At 63.8% G+C, this 24,457-nt stretch carries 22 protein-coding genes; 11 read left to right on the top strand and 11 right to left on the bottom strand.

Annotated elements, in window-relative coordinates; translation table 11 throughout:
- Nucleotides 1–6 precede the first annotated feature (6 nt).
- Complete coding sequence (locus MMG94_RS03440) at nt 7–657, bottom strand: hypothetical protein (RefSeq protein ID WP_020372404.1); 651 nt, start codon at nt 655–657, stop codon at nt 7–9.
- A gap of 184 nt (nt 658–841) precedes the next feature.
- On the opposite strand from MMG94_RS03440, the gene MMG94_RS03435 reads away from it, so the two are divergent.
- Nucleotides 842–1,447 (top strand): CPBP family intramembrane glutamic endopeptidase, encoded by a 606-nt coding sequence (locus tag MMG94_RS03435; RefSeq protein ID WP_016918726.1) that lies wholly within the window; start codon nt 842–844, stop codon nt 1,445–1,447.
- 1 nt (nt 1,448) lies between these two features.
- On the opposite strand, the gene MMG94_RS03430 is transcribed toward MMG94_RS03435, so the two are convergent.
- Together MMG94_RS03430 and MMG94_RS03425 are read right to left on the bottom strand one after the other, a co-directional pair.
- Nucleotides 1,449–2,093 (bottom strand): ceramidase domain-containing protein, encoded by a 645-nt coding sequence (locus MMG94_RS03430; RefSeq protein WP_016918727.1) that lies wholly within the window; start codon nt 2,091–2,093, stop codon nt 1,449–1,451.
- 86 nt (nt 2,094–2,179) lie between these two features.
- Nucleotides 2,180–2,812 (bottom strand): hypothetical protein, encoded by a 633-nt coding sequence (locus MMG94_RS03425; RefSeq protein WP_016918728.1) that lies wholly within the window; start codon nt 2,810–2,812, stop codon nt 2,180–2,182.
- Between the two features lie 159 nt (nt 2,813–2,971).
- Here MMG94_RS03425 and ftsE point away from each other — a divergent pair, with 159 nt between their 5' ends.
- The 4 genes from ftsE to MMG94_RS03405 all read left to right on the top strand — a co-directional run bounded on the left by ftsE (nt 2,972) and on the right by MMG94_RS03405 (nt 6,289).
- Entirely contained in the window at nt 2,972–3,634 is a 663-nt protein-coding gene (ftsE, locus tag MMG94_RS03420; protein WP_026016068.1) for a cell division ATP-binding protein FtsE, read from the top strand.
- A 5-nt stretch (nt 3,635–3,639) separates the two neighbouring features.
- Complete coding sequence (locus MMG94_RS03415) at nt 3,640–4,623, top strand: cell division protein FtsX (protein WP_016918730.1); 984 nt, start codon at nt 3,640–3,642, stop codon at nt 4,621–4,623.
- A 94-nt stretch (nt 4,624–4,717) separates the two neighbouring features.
- Nucleotides 4,718–5,401 carry a YdcF family protein gene (locus MMG94_RS03410; protein ID WP_244415213.1) on the top strand — a complete coding sequence of 228 codons (684 nt, stop codon included), beginning with the start codon at nt 4,718–4,720 and terminating at the stop codon, nt 5,399–5,401.
- A 60-nt stretch (nt 5,402–5,461) separates the two neighbouring features.
- Nucleotides 5,462–6,289: a lysophospholipid acyltransferase family protein gene (locus MMG94_RS03405; RefSeq protein WP_016918732.1), complete on the top strand. Its 828-nt coding sequence runs from the start codon at nt 5,462–5,464 to the stop codon at nt 6,287–6,289.
- Between the two features lie 10 nt (nt 6,290–6,299).
- Here the strand turns inward: MMG94_RS03405 and MMG94_RS03400 are convergent, their stop codons facing one another.
- The 3 genes from MMG94_RS03400 to MMG94_RS03390 form a co-directional block, all read right to left on the bottom strand.
- Nucleotides 6,300–6,884, bottom strand: coding sequence for a hypothetical protein (locus tag MMG94_RS03400; RefSeq protein WP_244415215.1), 585 nt, complete (start codon nt 6,882–6,884; stop codon nt 6,300–6,302).
- A gap of 104 nt (nt 6,885–6,988) precedes the next feature.
- Complete coding sequence (thpR, locus tag MMG94_RS03395) at nt 6,989–7,558, bottom strand: RNA 2',3'-cyclic phosphodiesterase (RefSeq protein WP_016918734.1); 570 nt, start codon at nt 7,556–7,558, stop codon at nt 6,989–6,991.
- A gap of 38 nt (nt 7,559–7,596) precedes the next feature.
- Nucleotides 7,597–8,211 (bottom strand): arylesterase, encoded by a 615-nt coding sequence (locus tag MMG94_RS03390; protein ID WP_244415217.1) that lies wholly within the window; start codon nt 8,209–8,211, stop codon nt 7,597–7,599.
- Nucleotides 8,212–8,308: 97 nt separating this feature from the next.
- Here MMG94_RS03390 and MMG94_RS03385 point away from each other — a divergent pair, with 97 nt between their 5' ends.
- The gene (locus MMG94_RS03385) at nt 8,309–8,998 is read left to right on the top strand and encodes an ABC transporter ATP-binding protein (RefSeq protein ID WP_016918736.1); all 690 of its coding nucleotides are present in this window, start codon (nt 8,309–8,311) and stop codon (nt 8,996–8,998) included.
- Here the strand turns inward: MMG94_RS03385 and MMG94_RS03380 are convergent.
- On the bottom strand, nt 8,995–13,149 hold the full coding sequence (locus tag MMG94_RS03380; RefSeq protein ID WP_016918737.1) for a CheR family methyltransferase: 4,155 nt from the start codon (nt 13,147–13,149) through the stop codon (nt 8,995–8,997). The genes MMG94_RS03385 and MMG94_RS03380 overlap by 4 nt on opposite strands.
- Before the next feature lie 163 nt (nt 13,150–13,312).
- On the opposite strand from MMG94_RS03380, the gene MMG94_RS03375 reads away from it, so the two are divergent.
- Complete coding sequence (locus MMG94_RS03375; RefSeq protein ID WP_026016070.1) at nt 13,313–15,871, top strand: ABC transporter permease; 2,559 nt, start codon at nt 13,313–13,315, stop codon at nt 15,869–15,871.
- A 4-nt stretch (nt 15,872–15,875) separates the two neighbouring features.
- Here the strand turns inward: MMG94_RS03375 and MMG94_RS03370 are convergent, their stop codons facing one another.
- Nucleotides 15,876–16,439, bottom strand: a complete 564-nt coding sequence (locus tag MMG94_RS03370) for a Uma2 family endonuclease (protein ID WP_016918740.1) — start codon at nt 16,437–16,439, stop codon at nt 15,876–15,878.
- Nucleotides 16,440–16,617: 178 nt separating this feature from the next.
- On the opposite strand from MMG94_RS03370, the gene MMG94_RS03365 reads away from it, so the two are divergent.
- Nucleotides 16,618–17,736, top strand: a complete 1,119-nt coding sequence (locus tag MMG94_RS03365; RefSeq protein WP_016918741.1) for a helix-turn-helix transcriptional regulator — start codon at nt 16,618–16,620, stop codon at nt 17,734–17,736.
- Between the two features lie 211 nt (nt 17,737–17,947).
- Here the strand turns inward: MMG94_RS03365 and guaB are convergent, their stop codons facing one another.
- Complete coding sequence (guaB, locus tag MMG94_RS03360; protein ID WP_016918742.1) at nt 17,948–19,435, bottom strand: IMP dehydrogenase; 1,488 nt, start codon at nt 19,433–19,435, stop codon at nt 17,948–17,950.
- A 335-nt stretch (nt 19,436–19,770) separates the two neighbouring features.
- On the opposite strand from guaB, the gene MMG94_RS03355 reads away from it, so the two are divergent.
- Nucleotides 19,771–21,810: a pilus assembly protein gene (locus MMG94_RS03355; protein ID WP_154420054.1), complete on the top strand. Its 2,040-nt coding sequence runs from the start codon at nt 19,771–19,773 to the stop codon at nt 21,808–21,810.
- Between the two features lie 50 nt (nt 21,811–21,860).
- Here MMG94_RS03355 and MMG94_RS03350 read toward each other — a convergent pair whose 3' ends face one another.
- Nucleotides 21,861–23,681: an ABC transporter transmembrane domain-containing protein gene (locus tag MMG94_RS03350; RefSeq protein ID WP_016918744.1), complete on the bottom strand. Its 1,821-nt coding sequence runs from the start codon at nt 23,679–23,681 to the stop codon at nt 21,861–21,863.
- A gap of 41 nt (nt 23,682–23,722) precedes the next feature.
- The gene (locus MMG94_RS03345) at nt 23,723–23,983 is read right to left on the bottom strand and encodes a hypothetical protein (protein WP_154420055.1); all 261 of its coding nucleotides are present in this window, start codon (nt 23,981–23,983) and stop codon (nt 23,723–23,725) included.
- 36 nt (nt 23,984–24,019) lie between these two features.
- Here MMG94_RS03345 and MMG94_RS03340 point away from each other — a divergent pair, with 36 nt between their 5' ends.
- Both MMG94_RS03340 and MMG94_RS03335 read left to right on the top strand, forming a co-directional pair.
- Complete coding sequence (locus tag MMG94_RS03340; RefSeq protein WP_169315509.1) at nt 24,020–24,187, top strand: hypothetical protein; 168 nt, start codon at nt 24,020–24,022, stop codon at nt 24,185–24,187.
- 57 nt (nt 24,188–24,244) lie between these two features.
- On the top strand, nt 24,245–24,412 hold the full coding sequence (locus tag MMG94_RS03335) for a hypothetical protein (RefSeq protein WP_169315510.1): 168 nt from the start codon (nt 24,245–24,247) through the stop codon (nt 24,410–24,412).
- The last annotated feature ends 45 nt before the right edge of the window (nt 24,413–24,457 follow it).

The raw sequence follows: 24,457 nt of genomic DNA, 5'->3' as shown, positions 1-24,457 counted from the left end.
CCGCCCTCAATAGCCGAGCCAGCTCAGCCCGCTTGTCACCGCGCCGCCGACCGATTTAACGCCGGCCCACGCTTTTTCCGACACCTTTGCGGAGAGAACCTTTGCGGAGAGAACCGATGGGGTCAATGCGGCGAGCGCGCCCCGCTCCTCGATCTTCTCCGCTTTAGGTTCGGGAGCAGGTTCGCTCGCGACAATCGGGGCGGCCGTCGTCTCGAGGCTCTTCGCCTCCGGCCCGCGGTCGATCCGCCTGACGCCCGGCTCTTTCAGCGATCTGGCGGAGACAAGGGCGACCCTGGCGCGCGAGGGCTCGGCATTGTCGGACAGAATGGGGACCATCGTGAAAGCCGGCGCAGGCGCGACTTTCGCGTCCTCGTCCCAGGAGATGGGGTGCAAGCCGCCGATGAGGATGCGATCCGTGAACTTGCCGCTCTCCGGATCGACATTCGCCGCAACGGACGTCGTCAACGTCCCGTCGAAAAGATCGAGCGCCATCGGCGACAGCGATCCAAGCGCGGTCGCGAAAAAGCAGGCCGCGGCATGGACCAGTATCGAGCGCGATTTGGTTTGAAGCGCATGACGCGCGGAAAAAGGCGCAACCGAAGGTTCGCGGGTCGGCTTAACGCGGGAACGGGTCGCTTCGTCCATATTGATGCGCATGAGAGACAGCCTCGAATTCAAACGACTGATTGAAATTCATACGTTCGTTTGAAGCGAAAATGTGGCGCGTCTTTGACCTTTTTCCACCGCTGGCGCGAACAGAGCCTAAAAATAGCGACGCGTCGCGCCCAAGGCGGGGCTTTTAGACTTGGACGCGCGCGAGACACGGTTATATTACGCAGTCATGACAGCCGTGCATCGACTCCGTGACACAGCGCCGCTTCTCGGCTTCGCCCTGCTTCTACTGACGCCGGGCGTTGCGATTCGTTGCGGGTTGATTCCCTTCGACATGCGGTTCGAAGCGCTGCTGATCGTCTCGGCTCTCTGCGTTGGGCTGGTCGCCGCCGCCGGATACAACTCCGCCGAATTGGGCCTGCGCGCGCCTTTCGTGGCGCGGCACTGGCAGATGTGCGGCATCGTGACGGCCGGGGCCCTCGCCGCGATATATCTGGAAGCGCAACTCTTCACGACGGGCCGCGAGCAGCCCGACTGGATGAAATTCGCGCCCTTTTACGTTCTGGTGTCGAGCCCTCTCCAGGAGCTCGTCTGCCGCGTGATTCCCAAGCTCATTACGGACAAGCTGAGATTGAGCAGCGCGAAATACATGTTCTTTTCCGCGGCGAGTTTTTCGCTGATGCATCTCGCTTATGGCGACGCGCTGCTGCTGGCCAACACCTTCTTCGTCGGACTCGCCTGGGCCGCCGCCTATCAGGCGACGCGCAATGTCTGGCCCGTCGCGGCGTCGCACGCCGCCGTCGGCACTTTTGCCTTTTGGCTCGGGGTCGCCTGAATCAATCCGCTGGTTGCGCGACGATCGCCGTGCGCAGCAGGAGCCAGAGCACGCAGGCGTTCAGGAGATGCCAGACGAAATGCGTTCCCGTCGGCGCGAGTGAGCAAATGTCTCGATCGACGGTTCGAAACGTCAGCGAGACGAGAAATATCGCGGCGGCCCCCGCGAGCCCTCTCGCCGTCTCCGGCCGTCCTCTCCAGAGCAGCGCCGCGAAGCATGTCAGCGCCGCCAGCGCCGGGAGATAGGCCACGGAGCCGTTCAATCCGCTCACATTCCGGTCAACAAGCGCGCTGACGAGGCCGAAAGACAGCGTGACCGCCGCCGCGGCAACAACGCCGAGACCGAAGAACCGGCGCAAGGCGAGCAGAAAATAGCCATAGATGAAAATGGCGATGGGAATGACGTCGAGCAGCATGGCGCCGCGAGTCGCGACCGTGTGGAAGACGAAGCTCCCCAGGCCGACGACCGCCGTCACGGCGACAAGCGCCGCTGCAGGCGGATCAGTATTTCCCCGCTTTCGAAGCAGCGTGAAGGCCGCCGCGGCCGCGATAAGGAAGGCGCCGTTGCTCACGGCGTTGAGCGGCTCTGACCAGAAGCGGCCGTCGAGCCTCTCGCAATAGTCGATTACGGGTTCCTGCCAGTTCATGGAAGAGCCGCCCTTTGGTTGGGACGGCGCATTCTGTCGCCAATGCCCGCGTCACAATCAATTGCGGCGCAGGATCGCTTGCAGGTTCACTTCCTGCCGATCGACTTATGCGAGGGCGGAAGCGGCGGCGCGGCCTTCGTTTCTTCCAGCTTGGCGAAGCGCACGAGCACGTCAGCCCCATCTTCAGGCGGCGAAGCCAGACGCGCGCGGAAGGCGACTTTCTCTCCCGCCTCGAGCCGCGGTTTCGGCGTCGGCGCGCTCCATGTGTAGCGGTCGAGACCATTCGCGCCGCGCACGGCGAGCGTGATCGAGGGCACGCGGTTCGCTTCGCGGCGGATGTTCACGATCTCGCCCTCGGTGACGAGGACCTTGCGCGGCCCGTCCATCACGATGCGCGAATGAACGTCGCGTAATTCGAGACCCGCGAGATTGACTGGCATGCCGACCGCCCGATAGGCGGTGGAGAGCGGCGGAAAGATGCGGACGATCCGATCGCGCATCGCGATCAGCGCCGTCGCGCCGATGATGATGGCGACGATCGTCGCGAAAACAGGCCAGCGGTCGCGCTTCCGTTCGGGCAGATCCCGCGCGGCGGCGCGCGACGGACGGCCCCATAATTCGTCGTAGCTCGGCGCGTGGAGCATGTCGCTCGACGCTTCGGCCGCGATCTCCCGCTTGGCCGACAAATCGTCGAAATCCCCGTCGTGAGCATTGCTCATCTCACCGCTCCAGCTTACGCGCCGCGCGACGTCGCGGGCTCGGTCGATTAAGCGGGGATTATGGTTAAGGAGCGGTGAACTGGTATGGTTTACCGGTCGATTCTCTTGGCCCACACGCCGCTTATTTTGCGCGGCTCGATCATCTGGAGTGATGAACCAGTGTTGAGCTTCGAAAATGTCGGCCTGCGCTACGGCGTGGGGCCGGAGACGCTCCGCGACGTCACATTCGAGATCGCGCCGCGCTCTTTCCAGTTCCTCACCGGCCCTTCCGGCGCCGGCAAGACGACGCTGATGCGCCTCATCATCATGGCGCTGAAGCCAACGCGCGGACTGATCAATATTTTCGACCGCGATTCGGCCACTCTCGACAAGGACGAGATCACCGAAACGCGCCGCAAGATCGGCGTCGTGTTCCAGGATTTCCGCCTGCTCGACCATCTTTCGCTTTACGAAAACGTCGCGCTTCCGCTGCGGGTGCTCGGCCGAGAGGAGGCGAGCTACCGCTCGGAGGTCACGGAGCTCCTCAAATGGGTTGGCCTCGGCGATCGCAAGCACGCTCTGCCGACCGTCCTTTCCGGCGGCGAGAAGCAGCGCGCCTCCATCGCCCGCGCGCTCATCTCCCAGCCAAAGCTCCTCCTTGCCGACGAACCGACCGGAAATGTCGATCCGACTTTGGCGCGCCGCATTTTGCGGCTCTTCGTCGAACTGCATAAATCCGGGACGGCGGTTGTGATCGCGACGCACGATCTCAGTCTGATGGACCAATATGACGCGGCGCGCCGGCTCGTGCTGGCGGACGGCCGGCTGCATATCTTCGAGTGAGAAAGATGTCCCAGGCGTCCTTCATCGACGAGATCGCGGCGCGCTTCAGGGGATTGCGTCAGCCCAACCCGGCCGGGGAAGAGGATACGCCGGCCGCGCCGTCGGCCCTCGTGCCGACGGACTCGGTCGCTGGACGGTCGCTCGTCATCGTCATCGCCATCATGACGTTCCTCGCCGCTCTCGCCGCCGCCGCCGCCCTGCTGGTCGCCGAAGCCAGCGTCGAATGGCGCAGCGAGGCGTCGAGCGAAGCGAGCGTCCAGGTGCGCCCCCTCCAGGGTCGCGACATGGAGGCGGATCTGAAAAAGGTCGCGGAAATCCTGCAGAAAACGACCGGCGTCCGCGAGGCTCAAATCTACACAAAGGCGGAGTCGGAAGGCCTGCTTGCCCCATGGCTCGGCCAGGGCCTGGACCTTTCCGAACTGCCGACGCCGCGTATGATCGTCGTAAAGCTCGACCCCAAGCGCCGCCCGGATCTGGCGGCGCTGCGCGAGGAGCTGGCGAGCGCAACGCCCAACGCCGTGATCGATGACCATCATATCTTCCTCGAGCGGCTTGGCGACATGTCGCGCGCCGTCGTCGCGGTCTCGGCGATGATCTTCATTCTCATCGTCGGCGCCATGGGGATCGCCGTCGCCTCCGCCACCCGAGCCGCGGTCGCCACCAACCGCGAAATCGTCGAAGTTCTGCATATCGTCGGAGCCGCGGACACTTTCATCGCGCGGGAGTTCCAGCGGCGCTTCCTTGCGCTCGGCCTCCGCGGGGCCTTCATCGGAGGCGGCGCCGCGATCGCATTCCTGTTTCTGGCGCGCATGCTCAATCGCAATTGGCGCACGACCGCGGGCGGCGAACAGATGGAGGCGATGTTCGGCGATTTTTCGATCGGCCCGGAGGGCTTCGCCATCATCCTGACGCTCGCGGGCGGCATCGCGCTTCTGACCGGTTTTCTCTCGCAGGCGATCGTTTTTCATCATCTAAGACGGCTCGGATGATCGCCCTCGCCCAGACCGCCGCCATATGAGCATATATCTTTCGCGAAACCGCGCTTTGGCGTGGAAGAAACTAAAGCTCTGGAGGAGCGGCAAGGTGACCTCGGCGACGCGCGCCGGCGCGGGAGAGATCGGCTTTGCGCGCGCCGTCGTCCGGGTGGCCGTCGCCCTCGTCGGCGGCGGCGCATTCCTGTTCGCGGCCGGTTATGTCTGGTTCGCTTTGTCGCTCGCGCGCGCGGAGCCGCGCCTGACCGTCAAGGCCGAAGGCGTCGTCGTCTTCACCGGCGGCTCGGACCGCGTGCTCGAAGCCGCCGGACTCTTCGCCCAGGGACAGGGCAAACGCATGCTCATCACCGGGGTCAACCGTGCGACGCGCAGCTCCGAACTGGCGAAGATCCTCCCCCTGCCCCGCGACCTCTTCAACTGCTGCGTCGATCTCGGCTATCAGGCGCTCGACACGATCGGCAATGCGCGTGAAACGCGGGAATGGGCGCAAGTGCACAACATCACGCGTTCGCTGGTCGTCGTGACGTCGAATTACCACATGCCGCGCGCCCTCGCCGAACTCTATGCGGAGCTCCCGGAGATGAAACTTTATCCTTTCCCGGTCGTGAGCGAGCATGTGAATGTCTCCGGCTGGGCGACCGACCCGCACGTCATCCGGATCGTCGGGGGCGAATATTTGAAATTTTTGGGCGCGCTGACCCGCATCGCGCTCAGCCCGGGCGAAAGCGACCTCGACCTGGCGCAGTTGCGCGCGAGCCAGACCGTCACGCAGTGAGCGCCTTGTTAAGCCCGGCGCTGCTGGCGTAAAAGGCGCGCGCAACAGAGAAACCCGCCCATGATTTTCCTGCGCTCGCTCGTCTTCCAGATCCTGTTTTTTTCGACCATGATCGTCTTGCAGCTCGTCTGGCTGCCGGGCCTTTTCATGCGTCGTCAGGTCTCGCAGGAGCTGGGCCGCACATGGGGTCGCCTGTCTCTTTGGCTGCTCGACAAAATTTGCGGAACCAGGGTGGAATTCCGGGGCCAGGACAACATCCCCGAAGGCGCCGTCATCGTCGCCGCGAAGCACCAGTCGATTTGGGACACATTCGTCCTCCCGACGAAATTCCCGGATTTCAGCTACATACTGAAGCATGAGCTGGTCTGGATTCCCTTCTTCGGCTGGTATCTCCTCGCGGCGGAACAAATCGGCATCGACCGCGCCAAGGGCGGCAAGCTGCTGCCGCAACTAATCGAGAAGTCGAAGAAAATATTCGCTGAAGGGCGCCAGCTCTTCATCTTTCCGGAGGGGACGCGCCGCCCGCCCGGCGCGCCGCCCGCCTATAAGGTCGGCGTCGCGCATCTCTATGCGGCGACGAATGTGCCTGTCCTGCCGGTGGCGCTGAATGCGGGTCTGTTCTGGCCGCGCCGGTCTTTTCTAATTCGCCCGGGCACGATCGTGATGGAGTTTCTGCCGGCTATTCCGCCCGGTCTGCAGACGCGCGAATTTTTCGACCGGCTCCAAAGCGACCTCGAGGGCGCGTCGGACAGGCTGATCGCGGAAGCGGTGGCGAAGGACCCCGGCCTCGCCGCGATCGTCGCGGAGAACCGCGCCAAGGCGATCGCCAAAGATAAAGAAAGAGCTGAGAAAAAGGCCGCGCGGGAGCAAAGCAAGGAGGCGCGCTGAAGCCTTAGCCTCAGCGCGCCTCCGGCTCGAGCTTGAGATGCTGCTCCACCCGGCGCAGACGCCCTTCCATCTCGCTGATCAGCACGCCATGACCCACCACTGACGTGTGATACTCCACGACCGCCCGCCGCAGCCCGACGATCTGGTCGCTCAAATCCTTGCGCGTGCGATCGATCTTAGCGTCCAGGGTGGCGATGTCGGATGCGACGTCGGCGCGGAGAGAATGGAGTTCAGAACGGAACTCTGCACGAAGCTCGGCGCGCAATTCCCTGAGATCGGCCTTCGTCGCCATGGTCGCGCGGATATTGGAGATATCTACACGCGTGCCCGCCATTTCCACACGCAGACCCGAAACACCCTCGTACAGACCCGAAACATCTGCGCGCAGACCTGAAACATCCTCACGCAAACCCGGAACATTCGCGCGCAGACCCGAAACATCCTCACGCAAACCCGGAACATCCGCGCGCAGACCCGAGACATCCTCACGCAAACTCGAAACATCCGCGCGCAGACCCGGAACATCCTCACGCAGACCCGAAACATCCGCGCGCAGACCTGAAATATCTGCGCGCATTTCCTGAAGCAGATCCAACACGGCGCTTTCTGATTCGTCAGCCAATTTACGTCCCTTTCGACGCGAAACCGACCGATTGTCGCCGCTTCTTCACTGGCTCGCAACAGCCACTTTGCGCAAAGCTACAGGCCGGCCGCCCCTGTCAACGCCGGGCGGGCCTCGTAGAGCGGATAGTCCGCCTCGACGATATACGGGCCGCCGCCGACGGAATCCCGCGATGAATAGAGCACGAAACGTTCGGCGGTGAACCGCAGCGGCGGGAAATATCCCCGCGCGCCCAGATAGGCCGCGACCGAGGCGGAATTCGAGCCGCGCAGCCGCGCGAGGGTGACATGGGGAACGTATTTCCTCGGCTCGAGCGGCGCCCCAAGACGGCGCATCAGCCGCTCCTGTTCGGCCTGCATTTCCAGAAGCGCGGGATCGGGCCGCACGCGCGCGACGATGGCGCGCGGCTTGTCCCCCCCGAAGGAGGCGAGCTGGTCGATCGCGATCTCCACTTCCGGCCGGTCGATATAATCGAGCGCATTGGCTGCGTCGCGGGCGAAGGCGTCGTCGACGTCCCCCAGAAAGCGCAGCGTGATGTGATAATTTTCGACATCGATCCAGCGCGCGCCGGAGACGCCGCCGCGCAGCCGCGACAGGCTTTCGGCGATATGGGGAGGAACTTCCAGGGCGGTAAACAATCTGGGCATACGCTCCTCCTCTTGCAGCAGCTCAACCGAAGCGCCCGCTACTGCGCGCGCGACTCCTTCGCCGCGCCCGGGGGCGCGAGAATTTTTTCCACGTAAGGCGCGATTTTCTTCGCGATCTTCTGCACGCCCGCGGCGTTGGGATGCACGCCGTCTCCGATCAGGAGCTTGGGGTCGCCCCAGACGCCTTCCATGAAGAAAGGAACCATCGTCACTCCATATTTGGCGGCGAGGTCGGGGTAGATCGAATCGAATTCCTCGCGATAAGCTTGCCCCCAATTGTTGCTGGAGACCATGGCGGCGAGCACGACTTTCACGCCTTTCGCCTGAAAAACTTCGATCATCCTGGAAAGATTGCCCCGAGCGTCCTTCGGCGACATCCCATTGAGCATGTCGTTGGCCCCGAGCTCCAGGATCGCCGCGTCGACCGGTCCGGCCCCAAGCGCATAATCCAGGCGGTCCAGCCCCATGGCCGTCGTGTCGCCCGAGACGCCCGCATTGATGACTTCAACCTCGTTTCCCCGCGCCTTCAACAGCTTCTGGAGCTGGACGGGCAGCGTGTCGTCGACCGGCAGGCCCGGCCCGGCCGTGAGGCTGTCGCCGAAGGCGAGGATGCGCGCGGGGGCCGCCTCGGCGCCGCCGGAAAACAAGACCATCGAAACCGCCAGGGTTTGAAGCCATCGCCCGAACAGGCGATATAACGGCGAAGCCACAAGCGTCTGACAAGGCGCGTCGTTCAAGGAAAAAATCTCCGTGCAACCGGTCATCGAACTCGCGGACGTCGATCTCACGCTGGGCCAGGGGGCGGCGCGCGTTCACGTCCTGAAAGGCGTCAGCCTGAGCATAAGGCAAGGCGAGACCGTCAGTCTTCTGGGTCCCTCCGGCTCGGGCAAATCCACCCTGCTCATGACCCTCGCCGGATTGGAGCGCCCGGACTCCGGCTCCGTCAGAATCGACGGAAACGACCTCGGCGCGCTCTCGGAAGACGCGCTGGCGCGGTTCCGTGGCGAAAAGATAGGCGTTGTCTTTCAGTCTTTCCAGTTGATTCCGACCATGACGGCCCTGGAGAACGTCGCCATTCCGCTCGAACTTCGCGGAAAATCGGATGCTTTCGACATTGCCGCGGCGGAGCTCGCGGCCGTCGGCCTCGGCCATCGGCTTTCACATTATCCGGCTCAGCTTTCCGGCGGCGAGCAGCAGCGCGTCGCCCTCGCCCGCGCGCTCGCGCCCGATCCGATCATCCTCGCCGCCGACGAGCCGACCGGCAATCTGGACTCCGAAACCGGCTCCGCGGTGATCGACCTCATCTTCGCCCAGCAGGCGCGCCGGGGAGCGACCCTGGTGCTCGTCACCCATGACGCGACGCTCGCCGCGCGTTGCGGTCGCAGGGTGCGGCTTCGTTCGGGGCGGATCGAGGCGGATATGACGGAAAATGCACGCTAAGGCTGCATTTTACCCGTCGCCGAGAGCAGCCGCGTCAAAGCGTCGATTTCGATCGGTTTGACGAAGTAGAAGTCGAAGCCCGCTTTCAAGGCGCGTTGACGGACCTCCTCCTGTCCCCAGCCGCTGAGAGCGGCCAGGACAACTTTCTGGCCCTTGACCAGCTTTCTGATTTGGGACGCGAGTTCGTAACCGTCCATGCCGGGCAGACCGATATCCGTGATGACGAGATTCGGCTTAAATTCTTCGATCGCCGCAAGGGCCGACGCCCCATCTTCCGTGGTGCAGGTCTCCCCGCCCAGCGATTGAATAAGCAAAGCCAAGGTCTCCGCGACGTCGCGTTGATCCTCGACGACCAGCACCCGAACGGTGGGCATCTTGGCTGGCGAAGACGGAAGTTGGGCGGAGACGGCCGCCTTCGCCTTGGAATGCGCGAGCGTCACTTCAATTTCGCTGCCCTTGCCCGCTCCCTGGCTGAAAATCTTTATTTTCCCGCCATGCAACTCGACGATCCCGCGAGCGAGCGCCAGCCCGACGCCAATGCCGCTGCGGCCAAGTCCCGACGGCTTGTCGCCCTGATTGAAGAGCTCGAATGCGTGCGCGAGCGCCTGGGGCGAGAAGCCGGCGCCATCGTCACGAACGCGGACGACGACATTGTCGCCGACGAGGTCCATCGAGAGAGCGACATGCCCTTCAGCCGGCGTGAATTTCGACGCATTGTTCAGAAGATTGGAGAAGACTTGAGAAAGCCGCACAACGTCTCCGTCGACGACCAACGGTTCTTCCGGCATCGAAACGTCGATATGTTGGCCCTTGGCCTCGAAAAGGGGCATCGTCGTCTCGATCGCCTGCCTGACCGCGTCTTTCAAATCGATGGGGAAGCATCGCAGTTCGATCTTTCCGCGCGTGATGCGCGCCACGTCGAGAAGATCGTCGACGAGACGAACGAGATGAGAGGCCTGCCGCTCGATGAGATCGTGCAAGCGCTCGACTTCCGGCGCCGGCAGAGCGGACCGCTTCAGGACGTGCAGCGCGTTGTGGATCGGCGTTAGGGGGTTGCGCAATTCATGGGCGAGCATCGCCAGGAATTCATCCTTGCGACGATCCGCCTCCCGAAGCGCCTGTTGAAGAAGATACACGCTTATCGCGTCGGCGGCTTGACGGGCGCAGATGTCGACGAGGCGCAACTCGTGGGGGGAGAACTGATGGGGCTCGCGGAAATAGAGCGACAGCATGCCGACCATCCTGCCTGAAGTGGCGTATAAGGGCGCCGACACGACAGCCCGATAGCCGGCATCCCTTATCTCCTTCAAATTAACGGCAAGCGCCGGCTCCTTCTCGACATCCTCAAATGCGAGACGCTCGCCTTTCAGGAGAGCGGCGCCGCTAGCGGAGGCGGAGGACGCGTCGACAGTCGCGAAATGATCCAGGAAACGCTTTTGGAATCCGCGATGTACGAGCAGCCTCAATGTTTGGCTCGCCTCGTCATAGAGCTGAATGCTCCCCATATCCGCGCCGATCAGTTCGACGATGGCGTCGAGAATGGTCCCCATCGGCCGCTCGAACTGATCGGCCTCCATCACTTTCGTGCTGAGCTCCTGCAACCGCGCCATGGCGCGCAGCTCGGCGGCCAGTCCCTGTTCGGCGAGCTTCAGCTTGGTGATGTCGGTAAAGGTGACGACGACGCCGTCTATCTGCTCCTCGAGAGTCCGATAGGGGCGAACCTGCATCGAAAGCCATCGCCCGTCCGACGTTTTGATGTCTCTATCGACAGGGATAAGATTCTTCAGGACGCCGGCGACATCCTGTTCGAGTCCGTCATAAACGAGCCGATGCCTGAAATCCGATATGACGCGCCCGATATCCGTCTTGCTGATGTTGAAATAATCGTGAATTCGCGGCGTAAAGAAACGGATTTTAAGATTCGGATCGAGGAAGAGCGTGCCGATCTCCGTCGCGGCGACGAGGTTCTGGAGATCGTTATGCGCGGTCGAGATCGCCTCCAGCTTGTTCTTCAATTCGCCATTGACCGTCTGCAGCTCTTCATTGATCGACTGCAGCTCTTCCTTGCTGGTCTCCAGCTCCTCCGCGGTCGAGCGATATTCTTCGTTGATGGATTGCAGCTCTTCATTGGCGGCGCGCGAATCCTGGGTCGCCTGTTCATATTCGCGCCTGCCGGCGCTGAGCCGGTCCTGAGCCGCCGTCAACTCCTGGCGCAACCGCTTCAGCTCTCCACTGTTGACGCCTTCGACATCGCTGATTTCGTCGGCTCCGGGCGCTTTCCCGAGATCCATGAAGAGCACGAGGGCCTGGCCTGCGACGGATTGGTCAACCGCCGCGCAAGGCGTCACATGCAGAGCGACGAGATGAGCGTCGCCGTTGAACGCCACGGGGATCGGAACGCTGAGCGACGTCTCTCCCTTTTCGAACGCACGCTGAAGCGCAAGCTTCAAGTCGACTCGAAGCTCGGGACGCACTTGAGCAGGCAGCTCCGTGCTGAAAGGACCTTCCAACGGCCTGAAGAATCGGCCGACGTTCGGAGACAAATGAAGGATCTTGAAAGAGCCGTCGACCAAAACGCTCGGCGGGGCGCTTCTCTCCAGCGCCGCCACATGCGCATGCCCCACGCTGAGAACGGGCTCCAGCTGAGTCGGTTGGGCCACGCGATGCTCCACCGCGCGAAAATCCGAAGTGAGCTGCGGCAGGATCGGCGCGACTTTTTCGGCCTGGCCGAGCGACACGTAAATCCGGGCGTCGCGATCGATCGCGGAAAATTGCGACTGATTGATATCAATCGTCTCGGCGGAACCCAGAAAGACATAACCATTCGCTCTGAGCGCATAATGGAACAACCCGCACAGTTGCCGTTGCAGCTCGCGCTGGAGATAGATCAGAAGGTTCCGGCAAGTAATAAGGTCGATCTTGATGAAAGGCGGATCCTTGAGCGCGCTGTGAGAGGCGAACAGCACAAGGTCCCGTAACTCCTTCCTCACGCGATAATGCGCGTCCTCCATTACGAAAAAGCGGCGCAGACGCTCATCGGAGACATCCGCCTCGATCGACTTCGGGTAACGCCCTTCGCGCGCTGTCGCCAACGCCATATCGTCGATGTCGCTCGCGAAGATTTGCATGATCGGATAGGCGCCGCGTCGCGCCGCTTCCTCCAGCAGAAGGATTCCAATGCTGTAGGCCTCTTCTCCGGTGGCGCAGCCGATGACCCAGACGCGGATCGACGCCTCGTCGTCGAGCTTGTCGAAAAGCGGCTTGACGACTTTCTCGGCGAGCGCGGCGAAAGCCTCCGGATCGCGGAAAAACGACGTCACGGAAATCAGCAGGTCCGAGAAAAGTTCATGGACCTCGTTCTTGTTGCTCTGGAGATAGCGGTAATAATCGGCGAAACTCTCCTGCCGCACGACCTGCATCCGGCGCGCCAGCCGGCGCATGATGGTCGGGCGCTTATAGTCCGAAAAATCGTGCCCCACGCGCCGGCGCAGAAAGGCCACGATCTGCCGGACCTGCTGCTCGGCGTCCTCCTCATTTCCCTGAAAAATCTTCTTCTTGCTACGCACGACCTCGGCAAGCCTTTCCGTCAACGTCGCGATCGGGACGACGAAGTCGACGACGCCGGTCGCTATCGCGCTTTCCGGCATCATCGGGAACTCCGCTTCGCCGGGCTCCTGGGCGAAGATGACGCCGCCGGCCTCTTTGACGGCGCGGACTCCGAGCGTGCCGTCAGACCCCGACCCGCTCAGCAGAACGGCGATCCCGTCGCCCCGGCCTTCGGCGACCGATTGGAAAAACATGTCGATCGGGGAACGGCGGCCTTTCGCGCCGGAGAAGGGACGCGCCGTGATGTCGTCGCCATCGATCACCAATTCTCGATTCGGCGGTATGACATAGACGCAATCGGGCTTGAGTTTCGCCCCGTGATTGATCTGGCTGACCGGCATGCTGGTCTGGGTCGCGATAATCTCGCTCAGGGAGCTCGGCTGGTCCGGCGCGAGATGCACGATGACGACGTAGGCCAGGCCCAGATCGTTTTTGACGCATTTGAAAAACTTCTTCAGCGCCGTAATGCCGCCCGCCGAAGCGCCGAGCGCGCAGAGGGGCGTATGAGGAGGCCGCGCGTCGTTCGGCTTATCGGTCCAAGCCATGATTCCCTGCTTTCACTCCGGCAGCATCATAACCGCTTACCGAGCTACGCCCATCCCGGCTGGAAAAATAACGTGCGCTCGGCCAAGATGAGCAAGCGTAGCTTTGGCAATAACCGAGCGGCGATAAAACCTATGAAGAAGAACATGGAAGCGAGCGCCCGACTTGCATAGACGCATCCAGTCAAAATTGCCTTTCGGCCTGCGCTTCGCCCTGCGCGATCTCCTTGGGGATCCGCGCGGCTTCGGCGTCTTCGTCGCCTGCATCGTCATCGGCGTCGCCGCGATCTCCGGCGTCTCCGGCCTTTCGCGCTCACTGGCCGAAGGACTTGCCCGCGAGGGGCGCACCATTCTCGGCGGCGACGCCTCCTTCAGCCTCGTGGCGCGGGAGCTTTCACCCGAGCAGCGCGCCTTTTTCGAGACGCGCGGCCGAATTTGCGAGATTTCGCTGATGCGCGCCATGGCGCGGCGCGACGACGGCGAAGCGGCGATGGTCGAGATCAAGGCTGTCGATCCGGCGACCTATCCCGCCTTCGGCGCCGTGACGCTCGACCCCGCAACGCCGCTAGACGACGCGCTTGCCGAGAAGGACGGCGTCGCGGGGATCGTGGTCGATCCGATCCTTCTCGCCCGGCTCGACGTGAAGCTTGGAGATACGCTGCTCATCGGGAATTCGCGCGTTCAGCTCCGCGCGAAATTGCTGAACGAACCGGACAAGCTCGCGGGCGGCGTCGGCTTCGGCCCGCGCGTGATGATGACGCGCGCGGCGCTGAAAGCCTCCGGCCTCGTGACGCCCGGGACCGTCGTGCGCAACGCCACACGCATTACGCTGGCTGGAAACGCCGCCGATGAAGACGTGAAGGCGTTCGTGAAAGCGGCGGACGCCGCCTTTCCACGGGCCGGGTGGGAAGCGCGCACGCGCGACGCGGTCTCTCCCCAATTCTCGCGCAATCTGGACCGCTTCACCCAGCTTCTGACGCTCGTCGCGCTGACCGCGCTTGTCGCCGGCGGCGCCGGAGTCGCAAACGCCGTCCACGGTTTCGTCGAGCGCAAGCGCATGCAGTTCGCGGTGCTGAAGGCGCTGGGCGCGACGGGCTCCCGCGTCTTCGCCATCGCGCTTACGCAGGTCATGGCGGCGGCGGCCTTTGCGATCCTGCTCGGCCTCGCCGTCGGCGCTCTGATCCCCTGGGCGGCGGCCGGAGCCTTGCGGGAGGCCGCGGAGCTTCCCGTCTCCGCCGCAATGGACGCGCGCGGAGCGTTGTTCGGCGCGCTATACGGTTTGCTGGTGACGCTCATCTTCGCGCTCATCCCTCTCGGGCGCGCGCATGAGGCGCCGGTCGCGGCCCTGCTGCGGGACGATGCGAGAAGCGTCAAACTGACCCGCTACCGTGCGGCCGCCTTTATCGCCGCCGTCGCGCTCGCCGCGCTGGCGACGGTTTCTTCCGCCGATCTGAAGCTTGGCGCCGCTTATGTGGGCGCCGCGGTCGCGGCCTTCGCGGCGTTGCGCGGCGCGGCCTCTTTGACCATGCGCGCGGCGCGCGCCCTGCCCCGCCCGCGCGATGCAAGACTGCGGCTGGCGCTCGCAAATATCTGGCGGCCCAAAAGCCTCACCCCCGCGCTCATCGTTTCGATCGGCCTCACCCAGACTCTCCTCGTCGCCCTGGCCTTGGTCGAGGGCTCGGTCCACAATGAGCTTGCACGCGCCGACGCCGGAGAAATTCCGAATTTCTTTTTCGTCGATACGCCGAAATCTCAGGCGCAGGCTTTCGCCGCCTTCCTCGCGGAGCAGGTCCCGGACGCCCGGATCGAACATGTGCCCATGATGCGCGGGCGCATGGTCGAGGTGAAGGGCGCGCCCGTCGGCAAGATCGCCGTCGCCGACGACCAGAAATGGGCGTTCGAAGGGGATCGCGGCGTGACCTTCTCGGCCAGCTTGCCCGCCAATTCGCAACTTGCCGAGGGTGAGTGGTGGCCGGCGGATTATGACGGCCCGCCGCTCGTCTCGCTCGAGCAGAAAGTCGCGGAGGGCATCGGCGTCGGGATCGGCGACGACGTCAAAGTCAATGTGCTGGGGCGCGAATTGATCGCCAAAGTCGCGAGCCTGCGCAAAGTCGATTGGCGCAGCTATGCGATCAACTTCATCATGGTCTTCTCGCCCAACGCCTTTCGCGGCGCACCCTACACCGAGCTTTTCACCGTGGCTTACGGCGCGCCCAGCGCCGAAATTCGGGACGCCATGGACGCCAGGCTCGCCCGCGAGACGGCGAAGCGCTTTCCGATGATCGTTTCGGTGCGGGTCAAGGAGGCGTTGCAGGCGATCGACAAGATCGCGGATCAACTCGCCCTCGCCGCCCGCGCCGCGGCGGGGCTCGCCATCGTCACGGCGATGCTCGCCCTTGCGAGCGCGGTCGCGAGCGGCCAGCGCGCCCGCATCCACGACGCGGTGGTCTTGAAGACGCTCGGCGCGACGCGCGGCTGGCTCGCCGCGGCCTATGGGTTCGAATTCGGTCTCGTCGGGCTCGTCGCCTCGCTCATCGCGCTCGCGGCTGGGATCGGCGCCGCCTATGCGATGGTCACGCTCGTGATGAAGATCGACTTCGCTTTCCCCATCGCCGCCATCGTCGCCACGACCGTGGGGACGCTGCTCGTGACCATCGGGTTGGGGCTCGCAGGCACATGGCGCGCGCTGTCGCGCCGGCCGGGGCCGGAACTGCGGGAGTTATGACGGCTCAGGCGTCGACGAGGCGGAAGCGAAACTCCGGGACGGCCGCGCAGGCGAGAACGTCTTCCGCGCTCTTTTTCGTCACGCCGGCCCAGCCTTCCGCCTTCGGCCCCTTGTGAATGAAGGCGACGCGCTGATTGGCGTCGACGACCCAATATTCCCGCACGCCGTAACGCGCATAGAGCTTCGCCTTGAGATCGAGGTCGTAGGCGAGACTGGAGGCCGCGACTTCGATCGCGAGCTGAACGTCCGGCCCGCGTAATTCCTGGGAGCGAAGTCGTTCAGCATAAAGTGAAATATCGGGTTCGACAAAGGTGTTCGCCGAAAGGAAGATGGAAGTTTCGACGCCCACGATCAGCGACGGCGGGCAAGCTCGAGACATCGCCATCAACAACTTCGATTTGATGCGTTCATGCGCGGAATATTTTGGCCCCATGGGGACAATTTCCCCTTCGATCAGCTCGAAATTCTCATCTTCGGAAATGATGCCGGCGTCCTGCATGGCGACGATCTCGTCGACGGTGAAGGCGCGACGGTGATAGCCCTCGGCGGATTTGGTCGTGGTCGGCATGAGCGGCGGCTCCTCGCGACGAGGGTAACATGGACGGCGGCGCCGGGGAATGACGGTCCCTCTCAGGCGCCCGGCCTTGGCGCGCGGGGGTGGCGGAAACGCAAAATATGTTGCGGCCTCCCGGGAATTGCGCGACGACTCGCTTCAACGCAACCGGATAATATTGTGTCGAATTTTGATGGATCAGAACCTTCTCGACCAGATCTACGCCAGTTCCTTTGCGCCGGAGCTTTGGCCCGGCGTCATGGACCAGCTCTCGACGCTCACCGAAGCGCGGGGCGGCGTCTTGTTCGCCGCCAATCCCACCCGCCTCGGCTGGAAGTCGTCGGAATGCGTCGCCGAACATATGGACGCCTATGCGACGCAGGGGTGGATCGAGCGCGGTCACGAGCGTCGCGCCCGGCAACTGGCGCTTCATCATGCCGGGTTTGTCGTCGAGTCCGACATCTTCACCACGGAGGAGCTCGAACACGATCCGACATTCAGCGAGTTCCTGCGGCCGCGCGGCCTCGGCTGGACCGTCTCCACCGCAATGCCGCTGCCGACGGGCGACGATCTCTTCATTTGCATCAATCGAGCATTCGATCGCGGTCCGGTGGAGCGCACATTCGTCGAACGGCTCGACGCCTTGCGGCCGCACCTCGCGCGCGGCGCCTTCATGGCGGCGCGAATGCAGCTCGAGCGCGCGAGGGTCGCGAGCGAGACGCTGGCGCTCATCGGCCTGCCGGCGCTCGTATTGGGAGCCGGAGGGAAAATCCTGGCCGCCAATAATCTCATCCAGTCGATGACGACTCATGTGCGTTGGCGGGCGCATAACCGCTTTTCCTTACGGGACGAGACCGCCGACCGGCTGCTCGGGGACGCGATCGCGACTCTCCACGACGACCGCAGCGCGGCGCCGCGCTCCTTCCCCGCGCGCGATCCGGAGGGCGAGGCGCCGATGATCGCCCACATCATCCCCATCCGTGGCGCCGCGCGGGACATCTTCATCGGATGCGCCGGCGTTCTCGCCATGACGCCCGTCGGCGCGCCGCAGGCGCCTTCGGCGGAGCTCGTCCAATCGCTTTTCGACCTCACGCCGGCGGAGGCGCGGGTCGCGCGCCGTCTCGTCGTCGGCAAATCGATCGAGGACATCGCGACCGAAGGAGCCGTGTCGCGCAACACCGTGCGCACCCATCTGCGCGGGGTGATGGAAAAGACCGGCTGCGGCAGACAGGCGGAAGTTGTGGCGCTGCTCGGAGGGCTCGCGCCGCTCGGCGCCGCATCACAGGAAAAATTCGGCACATCATCCATTTGAACGATGTGCGTCCGCCGCCTTGGTAATAACTTCTTAATCGAACAACGGGGGGCGTCCGCAATTGCCGCGAACGTCGAATATCTCGGGGTTCGACATTATGTCGCGTTATTGAGGGGCAGCTTTTCCAAGCTTCTTTGCCGATCCGGGATCTAGCTTTTTTCAAGAAATATTGGGGGCCTTCGCGAGGCCCCCATTTCTTTTGGCCGTCCGGTCAAACGCCCGTCGGATAGTTCGGGCTCTCGCGCGTGATCGAGACGTCGTGCACATGGCTTTCGCGCAGGCCCGCATTGGTGATGCGCACGAATTGCGCGCGCTCCTGGAACTCGCGGATCGTCGGCGCGCCGACATAGCCCATCGCCGCGCGCAGGCCGCCGGCGAGCTGGTAGAGGATCGGACCGATCGGACCGCGATACGGCACCTGCCCCTCAATGCCCTCCGGCACGAGCTTGAGCTGGTCCTTCACATCGCCCTGAAAATAGCGCGTGGCCGATCCCGCCGTCATGGCGCCGACCGAGCCCATGCCGCGATAGGCCTTGAAGGAGCGGCCCTGATAGAGAAACACCTCGCCGGGCGACTCCTCCGTGCCCGCGAAGAGCGAGCCCATCATGACGACTTCGGCGCCCGCGGCGACGGCCTTGGCGAGATCGCCCGAATATTTCACGCCCCCGTCGCCGATCACCGGCACGTCTGCTTTGCGCGCCTCCTCGGCGGCCTCCATGATCGCCGTGAGCTGCGGAACGCCGACGCCCGCGACGATGCGGGTCGTGCAGATGGAGCCCGGACCGATTCCGACCTTGATGGCGTCCGCGCCCGCGTCGATCAGCGCCTTGGCGGCCTCGGCCGTGGCGATGTTGCCGGCGATGATCTGCACTTTGTTGTTGTCGCGCTTCACGCGCGCCACCTGATCGATCACCGCCTGCGAATGGCCATGCGCCGTATCGATGACGATGGCGTCGGCTCCGGCGTCGATGAGCTGCAGCGCGCGCTCATAGCCGTAATCGCCGACAGTGGAGGCGGCGGCGACGCGCAGGCGCCCTTCCGCGTCTTTGCAGGCATGGGGATGCTGCGTGGCCTTCTCAATGTCCTTGACGGTCACGAGGCCGACGCAACGATAGTCTTCGTCGACGACGAGCAGCTTCTCGATGCGATGCTCGTGCAGCAGGCGGCGCGCCTCCTCCTGCCCCACGCCCTCGCGGATGGTGACGAGCTTCTTGGTCATCAGCTCGGCGATGGGCTGGCGCTTGTCCTGGGCGAAGCGCACGTCGCGATTCGTCAGAATGCCGACGAGCCTGCCCTTGCCGCCGACGGCGCCGCGCTCGACGACCGGAATGCCGGAAATGCCGTTCGACGACATCAGATAGAGCGCGTCGGCGAGCGTCGCGTCGGGGAAGATGGTGATCGGATCGATCACCATGCCGCTCTCGTAACGCTTCACCTTGCGGACTTCGGCGGCCTGATCGGAGGGCGAGAGATTCTGGTGGATCACGCCGATGCCGCCGGCCTGCGCCATGGCGATGGCGAGCCGCGCCTCGGTCACCGTATCCATGGCGGCCGAGACGATCGGCAGATTGAGCGTGATCTCGCGCGTCAGGCGGGTGGTGATGTCGACGCCGGACGGCATGACGCGGGAATGGCCGGGACGCAGCAGCACGTCGTCGAATGTCAGCGCTTCAATCAACGTGGCGGTCAATCGGGCCATGGGCCAACTCCTCTATGAAGCGGAACAACGGCGGTCGCTCATGCGCAGCCGTTCAGGGTTGGCGCGTGCTCATAGCATTAATCATTGCAAAGGCAAATGGCGCCGTCGCGACGCGGCGGGGACGATCGGTTGAGGGCCGGGCGTGAGCAAATCCCTTCCCTTTACGGGGAGGCATCAGGCGCCCAACCCCCTGAGCTTGTCGCCTAACCGATCCTCCCACCCGACGCCTGCGAAGCGAAACCCGTCCGAACCGGATTCGTCACGGGATCAGAGTCCGATTAACGCAGGCTTGACTATTGAAGTGGACAATATCGCGTGAATTGGAGAAAAATCAGATGCGTACGTCTTTTTATCTCATGGTTCGCGCCGCCGCGAGCAGCTTGAAGCGCCTCGCCCGCGCCCGTTCAGGATCGACGGCGATCATCTTCGGACTCGCCTTCATCCCGGTCATGCTCGGCATCGGCGCCGCAATCGATTACGGCCGGGCAGCGATGATCAAGTCGAAGCTGCAAGGCGCGACCGACGAGGCCGTCCTTGCCGCCGGGGCGCAATCAAAGCTCAAGCAGTCCGACCGGCAGAGCATCGCGCTGAACAAGGTCCTGAACAATCTCGGCGGCGCGGCGGGCAGCCTGAACGTCACCGTTTTGGAATCCGAGCCCAAGGCCGGAGTCTATGAAGTCACGGCGCAGGCGACCATGAACACGTCGCTCCTGAAATTCGCCAACTTCCAGTCCATCACCGTCGCCGCCAAATCGGAGGCGAGCGTGACGATGGGCAGCGAAGCGCCCGTCGAGATCGCGCTGGCGCTCGATAATACGGGGTCGATGCGCGACGACATCCCCGCGCTCAAAAGCGCGGCCAAGACGCTCGTCCAGAACATCATGGGCGACGGCTCGAACGGCAAGGTGCGCGTCAGCGTCGTGCCCTATGTCGCGGCCGTGAATCCCGGCCTCACCGACACGAGCATGATCGATACGGGCGTGAGCGCGCCATGGACAGGCAACTGGTTCAATTGGGCCTGGCTCGGCTATGACAAGCGTTGCACGCCGAATTGGGGATCGGGCGGCGGCGGCAGCGGTCCGGGCGGCGGGTCCAGCGGAGACTCGGGCGACGCCAGCGATCTTATCAATCTGCTGAACCCTTTCAGGCGCATCGCGCAGGAACTCTTCGGCGTCGGCGCGGCGCATGCGAGCGACGTGACGCCGAACACGATTCCGACGCTGACCCTTCAAAATTTGAGATCGTCCGCGACGGGCCGAACCTTCAAGGCGCCGGTCGGCTTCAACATCCAGCCGAAGGACAGCTATACGGGCGGTTGCGACTGGATCGTAAATCCGGGCCAGGTAAGCCCTTACGAACTCTTCAAGCGCCTGAAGGACGACAAGGGAACCCCTGTCGCCTGGAAAGGTTGCGTCGAGGCGCGCGCCAACGCGGCCGAAATCGCCGCTGTGAATTCGTCTTGGAGCGCGAGTTACGCCTCTGCGGATTACGATGTGACGGACGCCCCGCCCGCCTCGGGCAACGCCGCATCCCTCTTCACGCCCTATTTCTGGCCAGACGAACCGGACTACGATTTCAACACTTGGGTTTCCGCGGCCCCAGGAAAATGGATATCCGGCTCCACGACCTTCCACAACAACTTCAAGGCCGACTATCCGGTCCCGAGCTCATGGAACTGGGTCGCGAACAATTGGAACGCGGGACAGGACATTCTGAAATATGACGGCGCGACGAACTCGGCCATCGTCAAGGAAACCGCGCCGGACACATACGGCCCCAACGCGGCCTGCCCGCAGCCGATCACGCGCCTAACCAACAATCAGGGCACGGTGATCTCGGCGATCGAGGCCATGAATTTCTGGTACAATGGCGGCACGGTTATCTCCGAGGGACTGACCTGGGCCTGGCGCACGATCTCGCCGGAAAAGCCTTTCGCCGACGGCGCCGCCTACACGGACGCGAAGACCAAGAAAGTCATCGTGCTGATGACCGATGGCGTGAATGGTCTCGCCGAAAACGGCAATAGCGCGGGCGCCGGGATCTCGGATTACTCCGCCTACGGCTATATGGGCGGAAGCCGGCTCTCCTGGGCGGACAATGTCCAGACCTACGACCAGCTTCAAACCTTCCTGGATAATCGCCTGAAGAAAGCATGCGACAACGCCAAGGCGAAGGGCATTTCCATCTACACGGTGATGTTTAACCACAACGGCTTTTTGAGCCAGACGCAGCAGGCGCATTCCTCGGCGCTTCTGGCCTATTGCGCCTCCAAGCCCGACAACGCCTATGTGGCGACGGACTCGAACGCGCTCAGCGACGCCTTCGCGAATATTTCGGTTGCGGCGACGGCGACGCCGCTGCGGCTGACGAAGTAAGGAAAAAGCAAGGGGGCGGCGCGCGTCAACGCGCCGCCCGGTAGAAGCCCTCAGGCCGCTCCGGCCCGTTCCGTGTCGAACTGCAATTTCGCCAGCCGCGCATAGAGGCCGCCGGCGGCGATCAGCGTCGCATGGGTCCCCTCCTCCACGATCCGGCCCTCATCGAGCACCACGATGCGGTCGGCTTCGAGCACCGTCGCCAAGCGATGCGCGATGACGATGGAGGTGCGGCCCTTCATCACGTCGTGCAAGGCGGCCTGCACGGCCGCTTCGTTCTCGGCGTCGAGCGCCGAGGTCGCCTCATCCAGCAGCAGCACCGGCGCGTCCGCCAAAATCGCGCGTGCGATGGCGAGGCGCTGGCGCTGTCCGCCGGAAAGAGTGACGCCCCGCTCGCCGAGCTGCGTGTCGTAACCTTTCGGTAGCGCGGAAATGAAGTCGTGCGCCTGGGCGCGTTTCGCCGCCGAGACGATGACGTCGATTGACGCGCTTTCGCGGCCATAGGCGATGTTCTCGGCAACCGACAGGCCGAAGATCACCGGGTCCTGCGGCGCGAGCGCGATCGCCTTGCGCAGATCGAGCGGATCGAGCGCGCGCAGATCGACGCCGTCGAGCGTGACGGCGCCGCTGCCGACGTCGTAAAATCTCAGGAGCAGCGCAAAGAGCGTCGATTTGCCGGCGCCCGAAGGACCGACCAGCGCGACGCGTTCGCCCGGCTCGACGGCGAGAGACAGGTCTCGAAGCGCCGAACGATCCGGCGCCGTCGGATAGGCGAAACCGACATGCTCGAAGGAAATGCGGCCCCGCCAGCGCGCCGGCGCGGGCGTCGGATGCGGCGGCGCGACGATCTTCGGCCTCACTTCGAGAATTTCAGCGATGCGCGAAGCGGCGCCTGCGGCAGCAGTGACCTCACTCCACACCGACGACAATTCGCCGAGCGAGCTTGCGCCGAGGACGGCGTAGAGCACGAATTGCGACAGCAGGCCGGAGCTCATCCGGCCGGCGAGAACGTCCTGCGCCCCCAGCCATAAAACGGCGACGATGCTGGTGAAGACGACGAGGATCGCACCGGAGGTGACGAAGGCCCGCGCCAATGTCGCCGCCTGCGCGGCGTCATAGGCGGCCTCGACCGCGCGCTTGAAACGGGCGACGGTCGGCGCCTGCGCGCCATTGGCCTGCATGGCGCGCACCGCGGAAAGATTCTCTCCCGCATAGGCGGAGGCCTGCGCGAGCGTATCCTGGGCGAGCTTCGAACGCTTGCGCACGCTTCGACCGGACGCGATGAGCGGCAGGACGATGACCGGGATCGCCGCCAGGGCGAGGCCCGCCAGCTTCGGGCTCGTCGCGAACATCATGATCACGGCGCCGACAAACATGAACATGTTGCGCAAGGCGACCGAGGCCGAAGAGCCGAAGGCGGATTTCAGCAAGGTCGTATCGGCGGTGAGGCGCGACAGCAGTTCGCCGGTCTTCGCCGTGTCGTAGAAGGCGGCGTCGAGCGAGGCGAGATGCCTGAAGAGGTCCGCCCGAAGATCCGCCACCACGCGCTCGCCGAGCGTCATCACGAAATAATATCGGGTTCCCGAGGCCAGAGCGAGCGCCGCGGCGACGCCGACCATCGCGCCGAAATAGGCGTTCACCGCCCCGGCGCTATCGGTGGAAAAGCCATGGTCGATCATGCCGCGAACCGCCGCAGGCAGGGTCAGGGTCGCGCCCGACGCGACCAGAAGAGCGGCGAATGCGAATGCGATGGTGCGTTTGTAGCGCAGCGCGTAAGGCAGCAAGGGCCGAAGCGGCGCGAGCGTGGCGCCGAAACCGCGCCGATTTTCACGAGGGGGAGCGGCGAGCGACGCGTCTTTGTTGATCTCAGTCATAGCGCGTCCCTATAGCGCCCCGTAGCTTCGAAAACGACCCTTCATGCAAAGCCTCGGATTTTGCGCCGCACACTGGATTTGTGCGGCGCGTCATAAAAATTTTTAGTTGGGCGATAGGCGGAAGCCATGCGAAAACTCCCGGCAAAACCAGCATTTTTCAGCGATTTAGCGGCTGCGACATGTTGTCGCGGAAAATTGGCCGGACGTCTGGACAGCGCCGCAACTTGTGTTACCTTTTCGCTGCGTCGAAATGACGCGCCACCACAAAAGTGGGGCGAAGCGCCAAGAAAAATCAAAAGCATAAGGCGCGGCTCTGGGAACAAAGAGGAGTGACGATCATGGCTGATAAAGAGCTCGAAATCACCACGAACACCTACATCTTCGCCGGCGTCGGCGCCGTGCTTCTCGGCGGTCTCGCCGCGGCCGCGCTCGGCGGCCTGCAGAACACGATCGCGGCTGGCGTCGTCGGCGCGCTCGCGGGCGGCTGCCTCGGCCTCTTCTTCTAATTCACAGCGCCGGGCCTCGCGGCCCGGCTCCGGCATTCATTTGGAGGAGTGAAGACGATGGCTGAGAAAGAACTCGAAATCACCACGAACACCTACATCTTCGCCGGCGTCGGCGCGGTCATCCTCGGCGGTCTCGCCGCGGCCGCGCTCGGCGGCCTGCAGAACACGATCGCGGCCGGCGTCGTCGGCGCGCTCGCGGGCGGCTGCCTGGGTCTGTTCTTCTAAGCGGCATTTCGGCGGACGCTGGTCTGGTCCCCGGCGTAAGCCAGT

It is taken from the genome of Methylocystis parvus OBBP, assembly GCF_027571405.1.
Taxonomy (GTDB): domain Bacteria; phylum Pseudomonadota; class Alphaproteobacteria; order Rhizobiales; family Beijerinckiaceae; genus Methylocystis; species Methylocystis parva.
The sequence above is the reverse complement of the archived record's forward strand: the minus strand, read 5'-3'. Positions and strand labels throughout refer to the sequence as shown.